Raw genomic sequence first — 12567 nt, 5'->3', positions numbered from 1 at the left:
CCCGGAGGCGGAGGCAGCCGCCTCCGGGCACTTGACTGGCCGCACACTCTTGGCGAGGACTGTCCGAGAGAGGGAGCATGGCGGAATATACCCGCGCCGAGATCGTCCGGCGCATCGCGACGATGGGACGCCTGCACCTGGCCGGGTCCGACCTGGCCGGGCTGGATCTGTCGGGCATGACGCTGGTGGGGGCCGACCTGTCCTATGCCGACCTGACCGAGGCCGACCTGACCGACGCGCAGCTGTCGGATGCAAGCCTGTGGTCGGCCCGCGCGGCGCGGGCGCGGTTTCGCAACGCCAACCTGTCGCGGGCCAGCCTGGGGCTGGCGGACCTGTCCGATGCCGACCTGCGCGGCGCGGTGCTGGAGCGTGCCGACCTGACCGGGGCGCGGCTGGACCGGGCAGACCTGACCGCGGCGCGGCTGCGCGGCGCCTGGCTCGACAGCATGCAGCGGGCGATGGCGATGGGCGCGCCGCCGCTGCGCTATCCGTTGCGGCAACGGCCCATGACCTGCGTGCTGCACGAGGATCACCTCTCGGGCCCCGTGGCCCTGCGCTGCGGCGACCGGCTGGAGATGCATTTGAACAGCCTGTCCGAGGCGGCGGCGCGCGATCCCCGCCTGGCCCGGCTGCAAGGCGCCCCGATCCTTGCCGGTCCCGAACGGCCGCGGCCGGATGCGGGTCCGCCGCTGGTCCTGGCATTTTCCGCCATCGCCCCCGGCCGGGCCCGGCTGGTACTGGATCTGGGCCGGGGCGGGGCGCCCATCGCGGTCGAGGTGCTGGTCTCGCCCTGAAATCCGTGCCCTACAGCCCCGAGCGGGTGATCCCCATCAGCCTGGCCATGCGCAGCGGCGCGACCGGGTAATCCGGTTCGGCCATCAGCTCCAGCGAGAAATCCGGCTCGATCCGGCGCAGGTGGCGCAGCGCGTCGGCGGCGCCCGCCATGTCGCCGCGATGATAGCGCAGCGCCGCCAGGAAGCGCAGCGAGGGCCGGTTGTCCGGGGCAAAGGCAAAGGCGGCCGCGGCCGAGTTCTCGGCATCGCCCAGCCGGTCCAGCCGCAGCTGCACCACGGCCCGGCGCATCAGCCACGAGGCCGGGCCCAGTTCGGCCAGGGCGCCGCGGGCGCCGCGCTCGGTCGCCTCCAGCGCCTCGAGATCGCGGCCGACATCGGTCAGCGCCTGCGACAGCGCATGGCAGGCCAGCTCGTTGTCGGGATCGTTGCGGCAGGCGGCCTGCGCCAGTTCCAGCGCCCCCACCGCATCCCGCCGCCACGAGGCGGAAAGCGAAGCCACCGCCAGCACCGAGGGGTTGGCGGGCGCCAGGTCGCGCGCCTGTCGCGCAAAGGCCTCGGCCTCGTCCGAACAGCGCGCCGGATCCTCGGTCAGCCGCTCGCTGATCAGCGTGTTGCGCAGATAGGAGCGCAGCGCCAGGGCGACGCCGCTCTGCCGTTCCCGCGGCAGCGAGGCAAGGATGCGGTCGGCCGATTCCAGGCGGTCGCGGGAATAGCTGAACACGTCCCAGACCGGGAAGGTCAGCCCCTGCGCCGGCGGTGCGGTCCGCCGCGCCCGATCGAGCAGGGCCACCGCGATCTGCGCCACCGCATGGCGCATGGTCGCGGTCTCGTTGGCGGCGCGGATGGTGAAGCGCCGCGTCCAGCCGCGCGCGCCGGTGGCAAGGTCGCGCATCACCACCATCAGCGAGCAGTCGGTCCCCGCGGCATAGCAGATGGCGCTGATCTGGATGCCGGCCTTCGGCGCCCGCATGTCGGGCCGGTCATCCAGCACCGCCGGGATCATCTCGCAAGCGCGGGCCGCGGCTTCGTTCAGGATCATCTCGCCGATGACATGGGCGCGGCCGTCATTGCTTTCGACCGGCTGCAGGGCCACGACGTAATCGCCGGCGGCCGGCTCGGCGGCGCAGCGGGGCTCGGCGGGAGACGGGGGGGGAGGTGGGGGCGGCGCGGGCCGTTGCAGGATGCTGGGCCCGTCGCAATCCGGCGTCAGCCGCAGGCGCATGTCGCGCAGCCAGGTCTCGAATTCCGGGTCGGGTACGTCGATGTCGGCGGCGAATTCGATCGGCGCGCCGCCGGCATCATAGACCGGGGTCAGGTCGATGCGCAGTCGCTCGGGATCCAGCCCCACCCAGCCGACGCCGGTCAGCAAAAGCCCCTTCTCGGCGCCCAGCGAGGCGCGCAATTCGCGCAGCATCTGCCGCAGGCTGTCAGAGCCGCGCTGCCGGGCCCGCTCGCTCCACAGCAGATCCTGCAGCCGCGCCCGGCTGAGGCGCAGGTCCGGTGCCGTGCCCAAAAGCGCCAGCGCGCCACGAGCCTTCTGGCTGCGGGGGGTCAGATCCGCCCCATCGGCGCCGCGCAGGCGCACGGATCCCATCAGACTCAGCGTGGCAGGCATTTGATTCGCCGCATGGCTTCGTTATGGTCGCATATTGATCATAATGCGCTGCGGCCGGCACCGACAACAGCCGCCGCGCGGCATGGCATCGGCGGCAGCGGCGGCAAATCCGCTCCCGGTCGCAGCGGGCACATTGCCTGCGCGGCCCGCCTGCGCTATCGGGGCGTCAAAGCAAAGGGGATCCCGAAGATGACCGAGCAGCGCAAGAGCGGCCTGTCCTATGCCGAGGCCGGAGTGGATATCGACGCGGGCAATGCGCTGGTCGAGCGGATCAAGCCCGCCGCCGCCGCCACCCGCCGCCCCGGCGTGATGGAGGGGCTGGGCGGCTTCGGCGCGCTGTTCGATCCGCGTGCTGCCGGCTACCAGGATCCGGTGCTGGTGGCCGCGACCGACGGGGTCGGCACCAAGCTGCGCATCGGCATCGACACGGGCGAGCTGGACGGGCTGGGCATCGACCTGGTGGCGATGTGCGTGAACGACCTGGTCTGCCAGGGTGCCGAGCCGCTGTTCTTCCTGGACTATTTCGCCACCGGCAAGCTGTCGGTCGACGAGGCGGCGCGGGTGGTCAACGGCATCGCCGAGGGCTGCCGCCGCTCGGGCTGCGCGCTGATCGGCGGTGAGACGGCCGAGATGCCGGGCATGTATGCGCGCGGCGATTTCGACCTCGCCGGCTTTGCCGTCGGCGCGATGGAGCGCGGCACTGCCTTGCCGGCAGGCGTCGCGGATGGCGACGTTCTCTTGGGCCTCGCCTCGGACGGGGTGCATTCCAACGGCTTCTCGCTGGTGCGGCGGGTGGCCGACCATGCCGGTCTGGTGTGGAACGCGCCTTCGCCCTTCGGCATGGGCACGCTGGGCCAGGCGCTGCTGGTCCCGACCCGGCTTTACGTGCGTCCCGTCCTGGCCGCGATCCGTGCCGGGGGCGTGCATGCGGCGGCCCATATCACCGGCGGCGGCATCACCGAGAACCTGCCGCGCGTCCTGCCCCAGGGGCTGGGGGCCGAGGTCGATCTCGACAGCTTCAGCCTGCCGCCGGTCTTCGACTGGCTGGCCCAGGCGGGCGAGATCGCCGAGCCCGAGATGCTCAAGACCTTCAATTGCGGCATCGGCATGATCCTGGCCGTGGCTGCCGAGCGCGCCGCCGAGCTCGAGGCGCTGCTGAAGGCCGAGGGCGAAACGGTGGTCCGCCTGGGCCATGTCCGGCCCGGCGCGGGCGTGCGCTACTCCGGCCGGCTGCGGTGAAGCGCGTCGCCATCCTGATCTCGGGCGGCGGCTCGAACATGGTCAAGCTGGTCGAATCGATGACCGGCAGCCACCCGGCCCGCCCGGTCGTCGTCGGCTCGAACGACCCGCAGGCGGCCGGGCTCGCCCGGGCCGAGGCCATGGGCGTGCCGAGGTTCGCCATCGACCACCGCGCCTTCGGCGGCGACCGTGCAGCATTCGAGGCGGCGCTGCTGGAACCCTTGCTGGCCGCGCAGCCCGACATCCTTTGCCTCGCCGGTTTCATGCGCATCCTCACCCCGGATTTCGTTCGGCGCTTCCAGGGCCGGATGCTGAACATCCACCCCTCGCTTCTGCCGAAATATCCCGGCCTGCATACGCATCAGCGCGCCATCGATGCCGGCGATGCCGAGGCCGGCGCCACCGTCCACCTGGTCACGCCCGAACTCGACGCCGGCCCGATCCTCGGTCAGGCGCGGGTGCCGGTCCTGCCCGGCGACACGGCCGAGACGCTGGCCGCCCGCGTCCTGGTCCAGGAACACCGGCTCTATCCCGCGGTGCTGCGCCGCTTCGCGCAGGGCAACCGGACGCCGATCACCCTCACCGCAGCGTGAAAAAAGGCGCAGGCCCGCGCCTTTCTCCGTTTTCCAAATACCCTGGGGGTGCGGGGGCAAAGCCCCCGCGGCCGCGCCGCGCTATTTCTCGGGCACCAGCCCCCGTGGCGCAAAGCGCAACACCAGCAGCAGCACCACCCCCAGCGCGATGAAGCGCATATGCGGGGCGCTGCCCAGCAGGTGGTCGCGCAGGGCGCCCGCAGGCAGCGGCCCGGTGACCAGCCGCATCAGCTCGGGGCCCCAGACCTCGGCCTTGATCCACAGGAACCAGACCAGGATCGCTCCCAGCGCCGCGCCCCAGTTGTTGCCCGAGCCGCCGACGATCACCATCACCCAGATCAGGAAAGTATAGCGCAGGGGGTTGAAGCTGTTCGGCGACAAGAGCCCGTCCAGCGTCACCATCATCGCGCCGGCCAGGCCGATCACCGCGCTGCCGATGACGAAGATCTGCAAATGCCGGCGGGTGACGTCCTTGCCCATGGCCTCGGCGGCGGTCTCGTTGTCGCGGATGGCGCGCATCATCCGGCCCCAGGGCGATTTCAGCGCCAGTTCTGCCAGCAGGATCAGCCCCAGCAGCACGATGCCGAACAAGCCCGCGTAAAGCAGCTTGACCCAGATCCCCGAGGCGACGGCCGGGCTCAGCCCCCATTCGGCCGCGCGGGCCACGAAATCGGGACTGTTCTGCAAGTCCAGCTCATAGGGCACCGGGCGCGGGATGCCCGAGACGTTCTTGACCCCGCGCGACAGCCATTCCTCGTTGCGCATCACCGCGACGATGATCTCGCCGATGCCCAGCGTGGCGATGGCCAGATAATCCGAGCGCAGCCCCAGCGCCACCTTGCCCACGCCCCAGGCGGCCGCGGCGGCGAACAGCGCGCCGACCGGCCAGGACATCAGCACCGGCCAGCCCAACCCGCCGATATTGCCGGCGCGGGCGGAATTGTTCGCCTCGATCGCCATCACCGCCGGATCGAACAGCCAGCGGTAAAGCACGAAGCCCAGCACCAGCACCGCGATCAGCGCCGGCACCCGCATCAGCCCCGAGACCCGCTTCCAGGCCTGCGCCGCCAGCACCAGCGTTCCCAGCCCCACCAGCAGGGCCAGGATCAGCCGCGGCCCGCCCGCGGCCCAGGCGCCCTGCACCGGCGCGGTCGAGACCAGCACCGGCGCCAGCCCGCCAAGCGCCAAAAAGCCCACGACACCGGCGTTGAACAGCCCCGCATAGCCCCATTGCATGTTCACACCCAGCGCCATGACGGCCGAGATCAGCCCCATGTTCAGGATGGCCAGCGCCGTGTTCCAGCTGCCCGAGAACAGCGCGTTGCGAAAGCTGCCCTCGGCCAGGAACAGCGCGGCCAGGATCAGGAACAGCACCGGCGCGCGCCAGGGGCTGACCGCTTCGGCTTGACGTGTATTCGACATGGATAAACGCCCTCCTCAGACGGATTTGCCGCGGAACAGGCCGGTCGGCCGGAACAGCAGGACCACGATCAGGATCACGAAGCTGACCGCGAACTTGTATTCGGTGGACAGCAGTTGCAGCAGCCCCTGGGGCTCGAAGCCCAGATAGGTGGCGATCTTGCGCCAGGGATAGGTGACGGCCACTTCCGAGAAGGCGACGATGAAGCCGCCGGCCACCGCACCCAGCGGATTGCCGAGCCCCCCCACGATGGCGGCGGCAAAGATCGGCAGCAGGATCTGGAAATAGTTGAAGACCTTGAAGGACTTGTCCAGGCCGTAAAGCGTGCCCGCCGTCACGGCGAGCGCCGTGGCGATGATCCAGGTCAGGCGCACCACCCGCTCGGGATCGATGCCGGAAAGCAGCGCCAGATCCTCGTTGTCGGAATAGGCGCGCATCGCCTTGCCGGCGCGCGAGCGGTTCAGGAAGCGGAACAGCGCCCAGCAGGCCAGCGCCGTCACCACCAGCGTCAGCACCTGGCTGACGCGCAGCGACAGCCCCTCGGAAAGCCCGGTCCAGGCGCGGAACTGCTGCACGCTGACCAGGAAGCGCGCGCCGTCGTCGAAGCGGATCTCGTCCACGCCGATGATCAGACGGGTCAGCCCGTTCATGATGAACATGACCCCGACCGAGGCCATGACCAGGATGATCGGGGCCGAGCGCTTGCTGCGATAGAAGCGATAGACCGCACGGTCGGTGCCCAGGATGAACACTGCGGTCAGCGCGATGCCGACGGGCAGGGCGATCAGCGCGGTCGGCAACGGGCCCAGGCCGATGCCGATGGATTGCAGCCCCCAGGTGATCAGGATCACCAGCGCGGCGCCGAAGGCCATGGTGTCGCCATGGGCGAAGTTGGAAAAGCGCAGGATGCCGTAGATCAGCGTCACCCCCAGCGCGCCGAGCGCCAGCTGCGCGCCATAGGAGGCGGCGGGGATCACCACGAAGTTCAGGATGGCCACGAGGGCGTTCAGCATGTCCATCTTCAGCCCCCCAGGAAGGTGCGGCGGACCTCGGGATCGGCCAGAAGCGCCTGCCCGCTGTCGGTGTAACGGTTGGCGCCCTGCACCAGCACATAGCCGATATCGGCGATCTCCAGCGCCTGCCGGGCGTTCTGCTCGACCATCAGGATGGAAATGCCGGTGCGGGCGACCTCGATGATACGGTCGAACAGTTCGTCCATGACGATGGGGCTGACGCCCGCCGTCGGCTCGTCCAGCATCAAGAGGCTGGGCTTGGTCATCAGCGCCCGGCCGACGGCGACCTGCTGGCGCTGGCCGCCCGACAATTCGCCCGCGTTCTGCTTGCGCTTGTCGGCCACGGCGGGGAACAGCTCATAGACCTGGGCCATGGTGTCGCGGTAATCATCCTCGCGGATGAAGGCGCCCATTTCCAGGTTCTCCTCGACCGTCATGGTCGGGAAGATGTTGTGGGTCTGCGGCACGAAGCCCATGCCCTTGCGCACCCGCTCCTGCGGGGTCAGATGGGTGATGTCCTCGCCGGCCAGCGTGACCTGGCCCTCGCGCAGGTGCAGCATGCCGAAGACGGCTTTCATCGCGGTGGATTTGCCGGCGCCGTTCGGGCCGACGATCACCGCGATCTGCCCCTTGTCCACGGTAAGCGTGCAGCCGTTCAGGATGTCGGCCTTGCCATAGCCGCCGCGCATGGCGGTGGCGGAAAGATAGGGCTCTGCCATCACATCTCCCCCGCTGGCTTGCCGTCGCCGCCGCGGCCGGCCTCGGCGCCAAGGCCGGGCTGGGCGCCGTGGCTTTCGCCGAAGGCGGCCTCCTCGGCCACTTCGGCCGCGACCTTGTTCTTCAGGCCGGTGCCCAGATAGGCCTCGATCACCGCCTCGTTCTTCATGATGCTGTCGGCCGAGCCCTCGGCCAGCACCTGGCCCGCCGCCATGACGATCACCGGGTCGCAAAGCCGGCCGATGAAATCCATGTCATGCTCGATCACGCAGAAGGTATAGCCGCGCTCCTTGTTCAGCCGCACGATGGCATCGCCGATGGTGCCCAGCAGCGTACGGTTCACCCCGGCGCCGACCTCGTCCAGGAAGACGATCTTGGCATCCACCATCATGGTGCGGCCCAGTTCCAGCAGCTTCTTCTGCCCGCCGGACAGGTTGCCGGCCTTTTCGTCGGCGAGATGGGAAATGGTCAGGAACTCAAGCACTTCGTCGGCCTTCTTGCGAAGCGCGCGTTCCTCCTCGCGGATGCGGCCGCGGCGGAACCAGGTATTGACCAGCGTCTCGCCGCATTGGCTGCCGGGCACCATCATCAGGTTCTCGCGTACCGTCATCGAGGAAAACTCGTGCGCCAGCTGGAAGGTGCGCAGCAGCCCCTTGTGGAACAGCTCGTGCGGCGGCAGGCCGGTGATGTCCTCGCCCGCCATGGTCACGCGGCCGGCGGTCGGTTTCAAAACCCCGGCGATCACGTTGAAAAGAGTGGATTTTCCGGCGCCATTCGGGCCGATCAATCCGGTGATCGAGCCCGTCTCGATCATCAGGCTGGCGCCATCGACGGCGCGGAAGCCTCCGAAATGCTTATGCAGGTCGTGGACCTGGATCATAGTGCTCCCCACCTTCATGCGTTGCATGAAGAATTTCCCTTACGGGATTGTTCTTGATTGTGAAAAGGGTCCGGAGACCGGACCCTTTCCGCGACCTGCGTGTCTTAGCGATAGCCTACGACGTTCAGCTTGCCGCCCTTGAAGTCGACCTCGCGATAGACGCCGGCGCTTTCGCCCGGCTCGATCAGTTCGACCGAGGTGGCGCCGACATAGTCGATGTCCTGGCCCGCCGCGAGCAGTTCCAGCCCCTTGGCCAGTTCGCCGGGATAGATCTTCTCGCCCGGCTCGTTGGCGACTTCCATCACCTTGTCCTTGTAGACCTTGGGGTCTGAGGACTGGGCGGCCTGCATGGCCAGCAGCATCAGCGCGGCGGCGTCATAGGATTCGCCGGCATAGGCCGAGGTGCCGTCGAAGCCGGCTTCCTTGGCGAGCGCGTCGAATTTTTCCTGCCCTTCGCCTTCGGCCGAGGGGTTCTGGCCGAACGAGGTTTCCAGCTGGGTGCCGAACTTCTCGACCAGCACGTTGTTCACCATGCCGTCGGGCAGCACGAAGGTATCGAAGGCGCCGGTGTCGAGCGAGCCCTGGATGACGCCCGAACCGCCCTGGTCGGCATAGCCCGCCACGACCAGCGCATCGCCGCCGGCGGCGGCAAGCGCCGCGACTTCGGCCGAATAGTCGGCCTTGCCGTCGTCATGGGCCGAGACCACGGTCACGGTGCCGCCCTTGGCCTTGTAGGCATCGGCGAAGCTGTCGGCCAGGCCCTTGCCGTAATCGTTGTTGGTATAGGTGACGGCGACGCTGTTGATGCCGCGCTCCAGCACGATATCGGCCATGACTTCGCCCTGGCGCGCGTCCGAGGGCGAGGTGCGGAAGAAGAAGCCCTTGTCGTCGATGGTCGAAAGCGCCGGCGAGGTCGCCGAGGGCGAGATCATCACCACACCCTGCGGCACGCCGACCTGTTCGAGCGAGGCGATGGTTTCGCCCGAGCACATGCCGCCCATCACGCCCTTGACGCCGTCGGCGGTCACCAGGCGGGTGACGGCCGCAACCGAGGCGGCCGCGTCGGTGCAGGTATTGTCCGCGACCACCGGGGTCACGGTCGAGCCGTCCAGCAGCTTGCCGCTGTCCGAGACCTCCTTCATCGCCAGTTCCGCGCCTTTCTGCATTGCCGGCGAGATCGATTCCAGGGGCCCGGTCAGGCCCAGCGAAATGCCCATCTTGATTTCCTCGGCGCCGGCGGCACCGGCAAGCAAGGCTCCGGCGGCGCTGGCCAGAAGAAGCTTTTTCATCAGTCGTCTCCCTGAGTGGAACATTGTCCTGTCTGACAGGTTATAAGCGCGCGAATGAAAAGAAAAGCATGTTGGCGACTGGACAAAGCGGCAGATCCGGCACTTGCCGCAGCGGAAGTTCGTCTAGCCCGCGCCGGCCGCGCCGCGTTCGCGATAGGGGGTGCAGCCATAGGTCGCGCGATAGCATTTCGAGAAATGCGCCGCCGAGGCGAAGCCGCAGGCCAGGGCGATCTCCATCACGCTCATCGGGGTCTGCAGCAGCAGGTGGCGCGCCCGTTCCAGCCGCAGTTCCATGTAGTGCCGCTTGGGCGAGCGGCCCAGATGGCGCGCGAACAGCCGTTCCAGCTGGCGCGGTGACAGGCCCGCCTCGGCCGCCAGGCGGGCCGGGCTGACCGGATCCTCGATATTGGCCTCCATCCGGGCCAGCACCTGCGCCAGCCGGGGGTGGCGCGCGCCGATCCGGGCCGGGCTGGACAGGCGCTGCTGGTCCTCCTCCGAGCGGATGGCGGTGTGGATCATCTGATCGGCCACGCGATTGGCCAGTTCCGCGCCGTGGTCGCGGGCGATCTGGCGCAGCATCAGGTCGATGGCGGCGGTGCCCCCGGCGGCGGTCAGCCGGTTGCCGTCCTCGACGAAGACGGTGCGGATCAGGGTGACATCGGGGAATTTCTCGGCGAACCCGTCCTGGTTCTCCCAATGGATCGTGGCACGGCGACCGTCCAGAAGCCCGGCCTCGGCCAGCACCCAGGCGCCGGTGCAAAGCGCGCCGATGCGGGTGCCGCGCCGCGCCTCGCGCCTGAGCCAGGCCAGCACCGGCCGCGTCGCCGCCCGCGCCACGTCCAGCCCGCCGCAGACCAGCACCGTGTCGCCGCGCCGGGTCTCGGAGAGCGGGCCGTCCAGCAGGATGCGCGTCCCGTTCGAGCAAAGCGCGGTCTCGCCCTGTTCCCCGATCAGCCGCCATTCGTAAAGCGGCCGGCCGGAAAGCCGGTTGGCCAGCCGCAAGGGCTCGATGGCGGCGGCGAAAGAGACCATGGTGAAACGGTCCAGCAACAGGAAGACATAGCGCAGCGCGGGGGCCGGATCGGGCCCAGGAACGGGGGGGGCTGCTGGATCGAGCTCTGGCATGTCGGTCGCGCATCTGGAATTCGCGGCAGATCAGCAGGCAATCGCGCCGCGCGCAAGGCTTTTCCTTTGGTCCTGCACCCTCTATATGGCAGGCAGCGCATGCATGAAGGATAGGATCATGGCACCGACGAATTCCAGTTCCGCGACCCCGGCAAAGGCATGGGACAAGCGTGGCTGGCGCGCCTATCCGCGCGTCCAGATGCCCGACTATCCCGATCAGCCCGCCGTCGCCGCCGTCGAGGCGCAACTGGCCAAATACCCGCCGCTGGTCTTTGCCGGCGAGGCGCGGCGGCTGAAAGCCTCGCTGGGCGAGGTGGCGGCCGGCCGCGCCTTCCTGCTGCAGGGCGGCGACTGCGCCGAAAGCTTTGCCGAATTTTCGGCCGACAACATTCGCGACACCTTCAAGGTCATGCTGCAAATGGCCGTGGTTCTGACCTGGGGCGCGCAGCTGCCGGTGGTCAAGGTCGGCCGCATGGCGGGCCAGTTCGCCAAGCCGCGCTCGGCCCCGACCGAGAAGATGGGCGAGCAGGAGCTGCCCAGCTATCGCGGCGACATCATCAACGGCTTCGACTTCACCCCCGAGGCGCGCATTCCCGATCCGCAGCGCATGCTGGCGGCCTATACCCAGGCCGCGGCCTCGCTGAACCTGCTGCGCGCCTTCTCGACCGGCGGCTATGCCGACATCCACCGGGTGCAAAGCTGGATCAGCGATTTCACCGGCGGCGAGGAAGCGGCGCGCTATCGCGATATCGCCGACCGGATCAGCGACGCCATGGCCTTCATGGCTGCGGCGGGCGTGACCTCGGAAACCGCGCATGAGCTGGGCCAGGTGGATTTCTACACCAGCCACGAGGCCCTGCTGCTGGAGTACGAAGAGGCGCTGGCGCGGATCGATTCCACCACCGGCCTGCCGGTCGCCGGCTCGGGCCACATGATCTGGATCGGCGATCGCACCCGCCAGGTCGACGGCGCCCATGTCGAATTCTGCCGCGGCGTGCAGAACCCGATCGGGCTGAAATGCGGCCCCTCGATCAGCGAGGGCGACCTCAAGGCGCTGATTGCCCGGCTGAACCCGGAAAACGAGCCGGGCCGGCTGACGCTGATCGCCCGCTTCGGCGCCGGCACGGTCGGCGACCACCTGCCGCGGCTGATCAAGGCGGTGCGCGAGGAAGGCGCCAACGTCGTCTGGTCCTGCGACCCGATGCATGGCAACACCATCAAGTCGGCCTCGGGCTACAAGACCCGGCCCTTCGATTCGGTGCTGCGCGAGGTGCGCGAGTTCTTCGCCGTCCATCGCGCCGAGGGCACCATCCCCGGCGGCGTGCATTTCGAGATGACCGGCCAGGATGTCACCGAATGCATCGGCGGCGTGCGCGCGGTCACGGACGAGGATCTGTCGAACCGCTATCACACCGCCTGCGATCCGCGGCTGAACGCCAGCCAGTCGCTGGAACTGGCCTTCCTGGTGGCCGAGGAACTGCGCAACCGCCGCATCAATGGCACGAGCAAGCAGGCCAAGGCCGGCTGATCCCCGGCGATGATCGGAAAAAAGGGCGGCGGGCCTTGGCTCTGCCGCCTGTTTCATGCGCGCATGGGCCGGCCCATGCCCGATCCGGGGATCAGGCCGGGAATCAGGCCGGGAATCAGGGACGGGGGCCGGGCCGCCTTGGCGGCTTGTCGTTGCGGATCAGGCGGAAACGCGCGCGGCGTTCCTCGGGGTTGGCATCGCGGGGCAGGGGGGCGCCGGCATCGGCGGGCGGCGCGCCGTTCCAGCGCGGTGCCGGTTCGGCAAATCCCGGCCGCGAGGGCGAGGGTTCCAGCACCCTGGCGCCCGGAATGACCGGGGAGACAATGTCCGAAAGCAGGTCGAAGCGGCGCGGCG

At 69.0% G+C, this 12567-nt stretch carries 11 protein-coding genes and 1 pseudogene; 4 read left to right on the top strand and 8 right to left on the bottom strand.

Features of this window, described 5'->3' with window-relative positions:
• Positions 1-77 precede the first annotated feature (77 nt).
• The gene (locus tag ACDP63_RS07590) at positions 78-794 is read left to right on the top strand and encodes a pentapeptide repeat-containing protein (protein WP_024844785.1); all 717 of its coding nucleotides are present in this window, start codon (positions 78-80) and stop codon (positions 792-794) included.
• Positions 795-804: 10 nt separating this feature from the next.
• Here the strand turns inward: ACDP63_RS07590 and ACDP63_RS07585 are convergent, their stop codons facing one another.
• Entirely contained in the window at positions 805-2388 is a 1584-nt protein-coding gene (locus tag ACDP63_RS07585) for an SARP family transcriptional regulator (protein WP_231486797.1), read from the bottom strand.
• A gap of 210 nt (positions 2389-2598) precedes the next feature.
• On the opposite strand from ACDP63_RS07585, the gene purM reads away from it, so the two are divergent.
• Together purM and purN are read left to right on the top strand one after the other, a co-directional pair.
• On the top strand, positions 2599-3648 hold the full coding sequence (gene purM / locus ACDP63_RS07580) for a phosphoribosylformylglycinamidine cyclo-ligase (protein ID WP_024844783.1): 1050 nt from the start codon (positions 2599-2601) through the stop codon (positions 3646-3648).
• Positions 3645-4241, top strand: coding sequence for a phosphoribosylglycinamide formyltransferase (gene purN / locus ACDP63_RS07575; protein ID WP_024844782.1), 597 nt, complete (start codon positions 3645-3647; stop codon positions 4239-4241). Before purM ends, purN begins: the two co-directional genes overlap by 4 nt.
• An 81-nt stretch (positions 4242-4322) precedes the next feature.
• Here the strand turns inward: purN and ACDP63_RS07570 are convergent, their stop codons facing one another.
• The 6 genes from ACDP63_RS07570 to ACDP63_RS07545 all read right to left on the bottom strand — a co-directional run bounded on the left by ACDP63_RS07570 (position 4323) and on the right by ACDP63_RS07545 (position 10685).
• The gene (locus tag ACDP63_RS07570; RefSeq protein WP_024844781.1) at positions 4323-5663 is read right to left on the bottom strand and encodes a branched-chain amino acid ABC transporter permease; all 1341 of its coding nucleotides are present in this window, start codon (positions 5661-5663) and stop codon (positions 4323-4325) included.
• Between the two features lie 15 nt (positions 5664-5678).
• On the bottom strand, positions 5679-6680 hold the full coding sequence (locus ACDP63_RS07565; RefSeq protein WP_024844780.1) for a branched-chain amino acid ABC transporter permease: 1002 nt from the start codon (positions 6678-6680) through the stop codon (positions 5679-5681).
• Between the two features lie 2 nt (positions 6681-6682).
• Positions 6683-7393, bottom strand: a complete 711-nt coding sequence (locus ACDP63_RS07560) for an ABC transporter ATP-binding protein (RefSeq protein ID WP_024844779.1) — start codon at positions 7391-7393, stop codon at positions 6683-6685.
• Positions 7393-8271 carry an ABC transporter ATP-binding protein gene (locus ACDP63_RS07555; RefSeq protein WP_024844778.1) on the bottom strand — a complete coding sequence of 293 codons (879 nt, stop codon included), beginning with the start codon at positions 8269-8271 and terminating at the stop codon, positions 7393-7395. The genes ACDP63_RS07560 and ACDP63_RS07555 overlap by 1 nt, the downstream gene beginning before the upstream one ends.
• Positions 8272-8375: 104 nt before the next feature.
• Complete coding sequence (locus ACDP63_RS07550; protein ID WP_024844777.1) at positions 8376-9560, bottom strand: ABC transporter substrate-binding protein; 1185 nt, start codon at positions 9558-9560, stop codon at positions 8376-8378.
• Between the two features lie 123 nt (positions 9561-9683).
• Entirely contained in the window at positions 9684-10685 is a 1002-nt protein-coding gene (locus ACDP63_RS07545; RefSeq protein ID WP_024844776.1) for a GlxA family transcriptional regulator, read from the bottom strand.
• Between the two features lie 118 nt (positions 10686-10803).
• Between ACDP63_RS07545 and ACDP63_RS07540 the strand changes: the two genes are divergently transcribed.
• Positions 10804-12213, top strand: coding sequence for a class II 3-deoxy-7-phosphoheptulonate synthase (locus ACDP63_RS07540; protein ID WP_036747694.1), 1410 nt, complete (start codon positions 10804-10806; stop codon positions 12211-12213).
• Between the two features lie 115 nt (positions 12214-12328).
• Here ACDP63_RS07540 and ACDP63_RS07535 read toward each other — a convergent pair.
• Positions 12329-12567 (bottom strand): annotated as a pseudogene (locus ACDP63_RS07535) (hypothetical protein); the annotation flags it as partial.

Source organism: Paracoccus sp. P2, assembly GCF_046335115.1.
GTDB classification, from domain to species: domain Bacteria; phylum Pseudomonadota; class Alphaproteobacteria; order Rhodobacterales; family Rhodobacteraceae; genus Paracoccus; species Paracoccus pantotrophus.
Note: the sequence above shows the minus strand (reverse complement) of the source record. Positions and strands in the feature narration are given on the sequence as shown.

Bases quoted from the DNA above. Each gene is read 5' to 3' on its own strand.
- ACDP63_RS07550 (WP_024844777.1), bottom strand. From the start codon at position 9,560: ATGAAAAAGCTTCTTCTGGCCAGCGCCGCCGGAGCCTTGCTTGCCGGT.
- ACDP63_RS07570 (WP_024844781.1), bottom strand. From the start codon at position 5,663: ATGTCGAATACACGTCAAGCCGAAGCGGTCAGCCCCTGGCGCGCGCCG.
- ACDP63_RS07565 (WP_024844780.1), bottom strand. From the start codon at position 6,680: ATGGACATGCTGAACGCCCTCGTGGCCATCCTGAACTTCGTGGTGATC.
- ACDP63_RS07560 (WP_024844779.1), bottom strand. From the start codon at position 7,393: ATGGCAGAGCCCTATCTTTCCGCCACCGCCATGCGCGGCGGCTATGGC.
- ACDP63_RS07585 (WP_231486797.1), bottom strand. From the start codon at position 2,388: ATGGGATCCGTGCGCCTGCGCGGCGCCGATGGGGCGGATCTGACCCCC.
- ACDP63_RS07590 (WP_024844785.1), top strand. From the start codon at position 78: ATGGCGGAATATACCCGCGCCGAGATCGTCCGGCGCATCGCGACGATG.
- purM (WP_024844783.1), top strand. From the start codon at position 2,599: ATGACCGAGCAGCGCAAGAGCGGCCTGTCCTATGCCGAGGCCGGAGTG.
- ACDP63_RS07545 (WP_024844776.1), bottom strand. From the start codon at position 10,685: ATGCCAGAGCTCGATCCAGCAGCCCCCCCCGTTCCTGGGCCCGATCCG.
- ACDP63_RS07540 (WP_036747694.1), top strand. From the start codon at position 10,804: ATGGCACCGACGAATTCCAGTTCCGCGACCCCGGCAAAGGCATGGGAC.
- ACDP63_RS07555 (WP_024844778.1), bottom strand. From the start codon at position 8,271: ATGATCCAGGTCCACGACCTGCATAAGCATTTCGGAGGCTTCCGCGCC.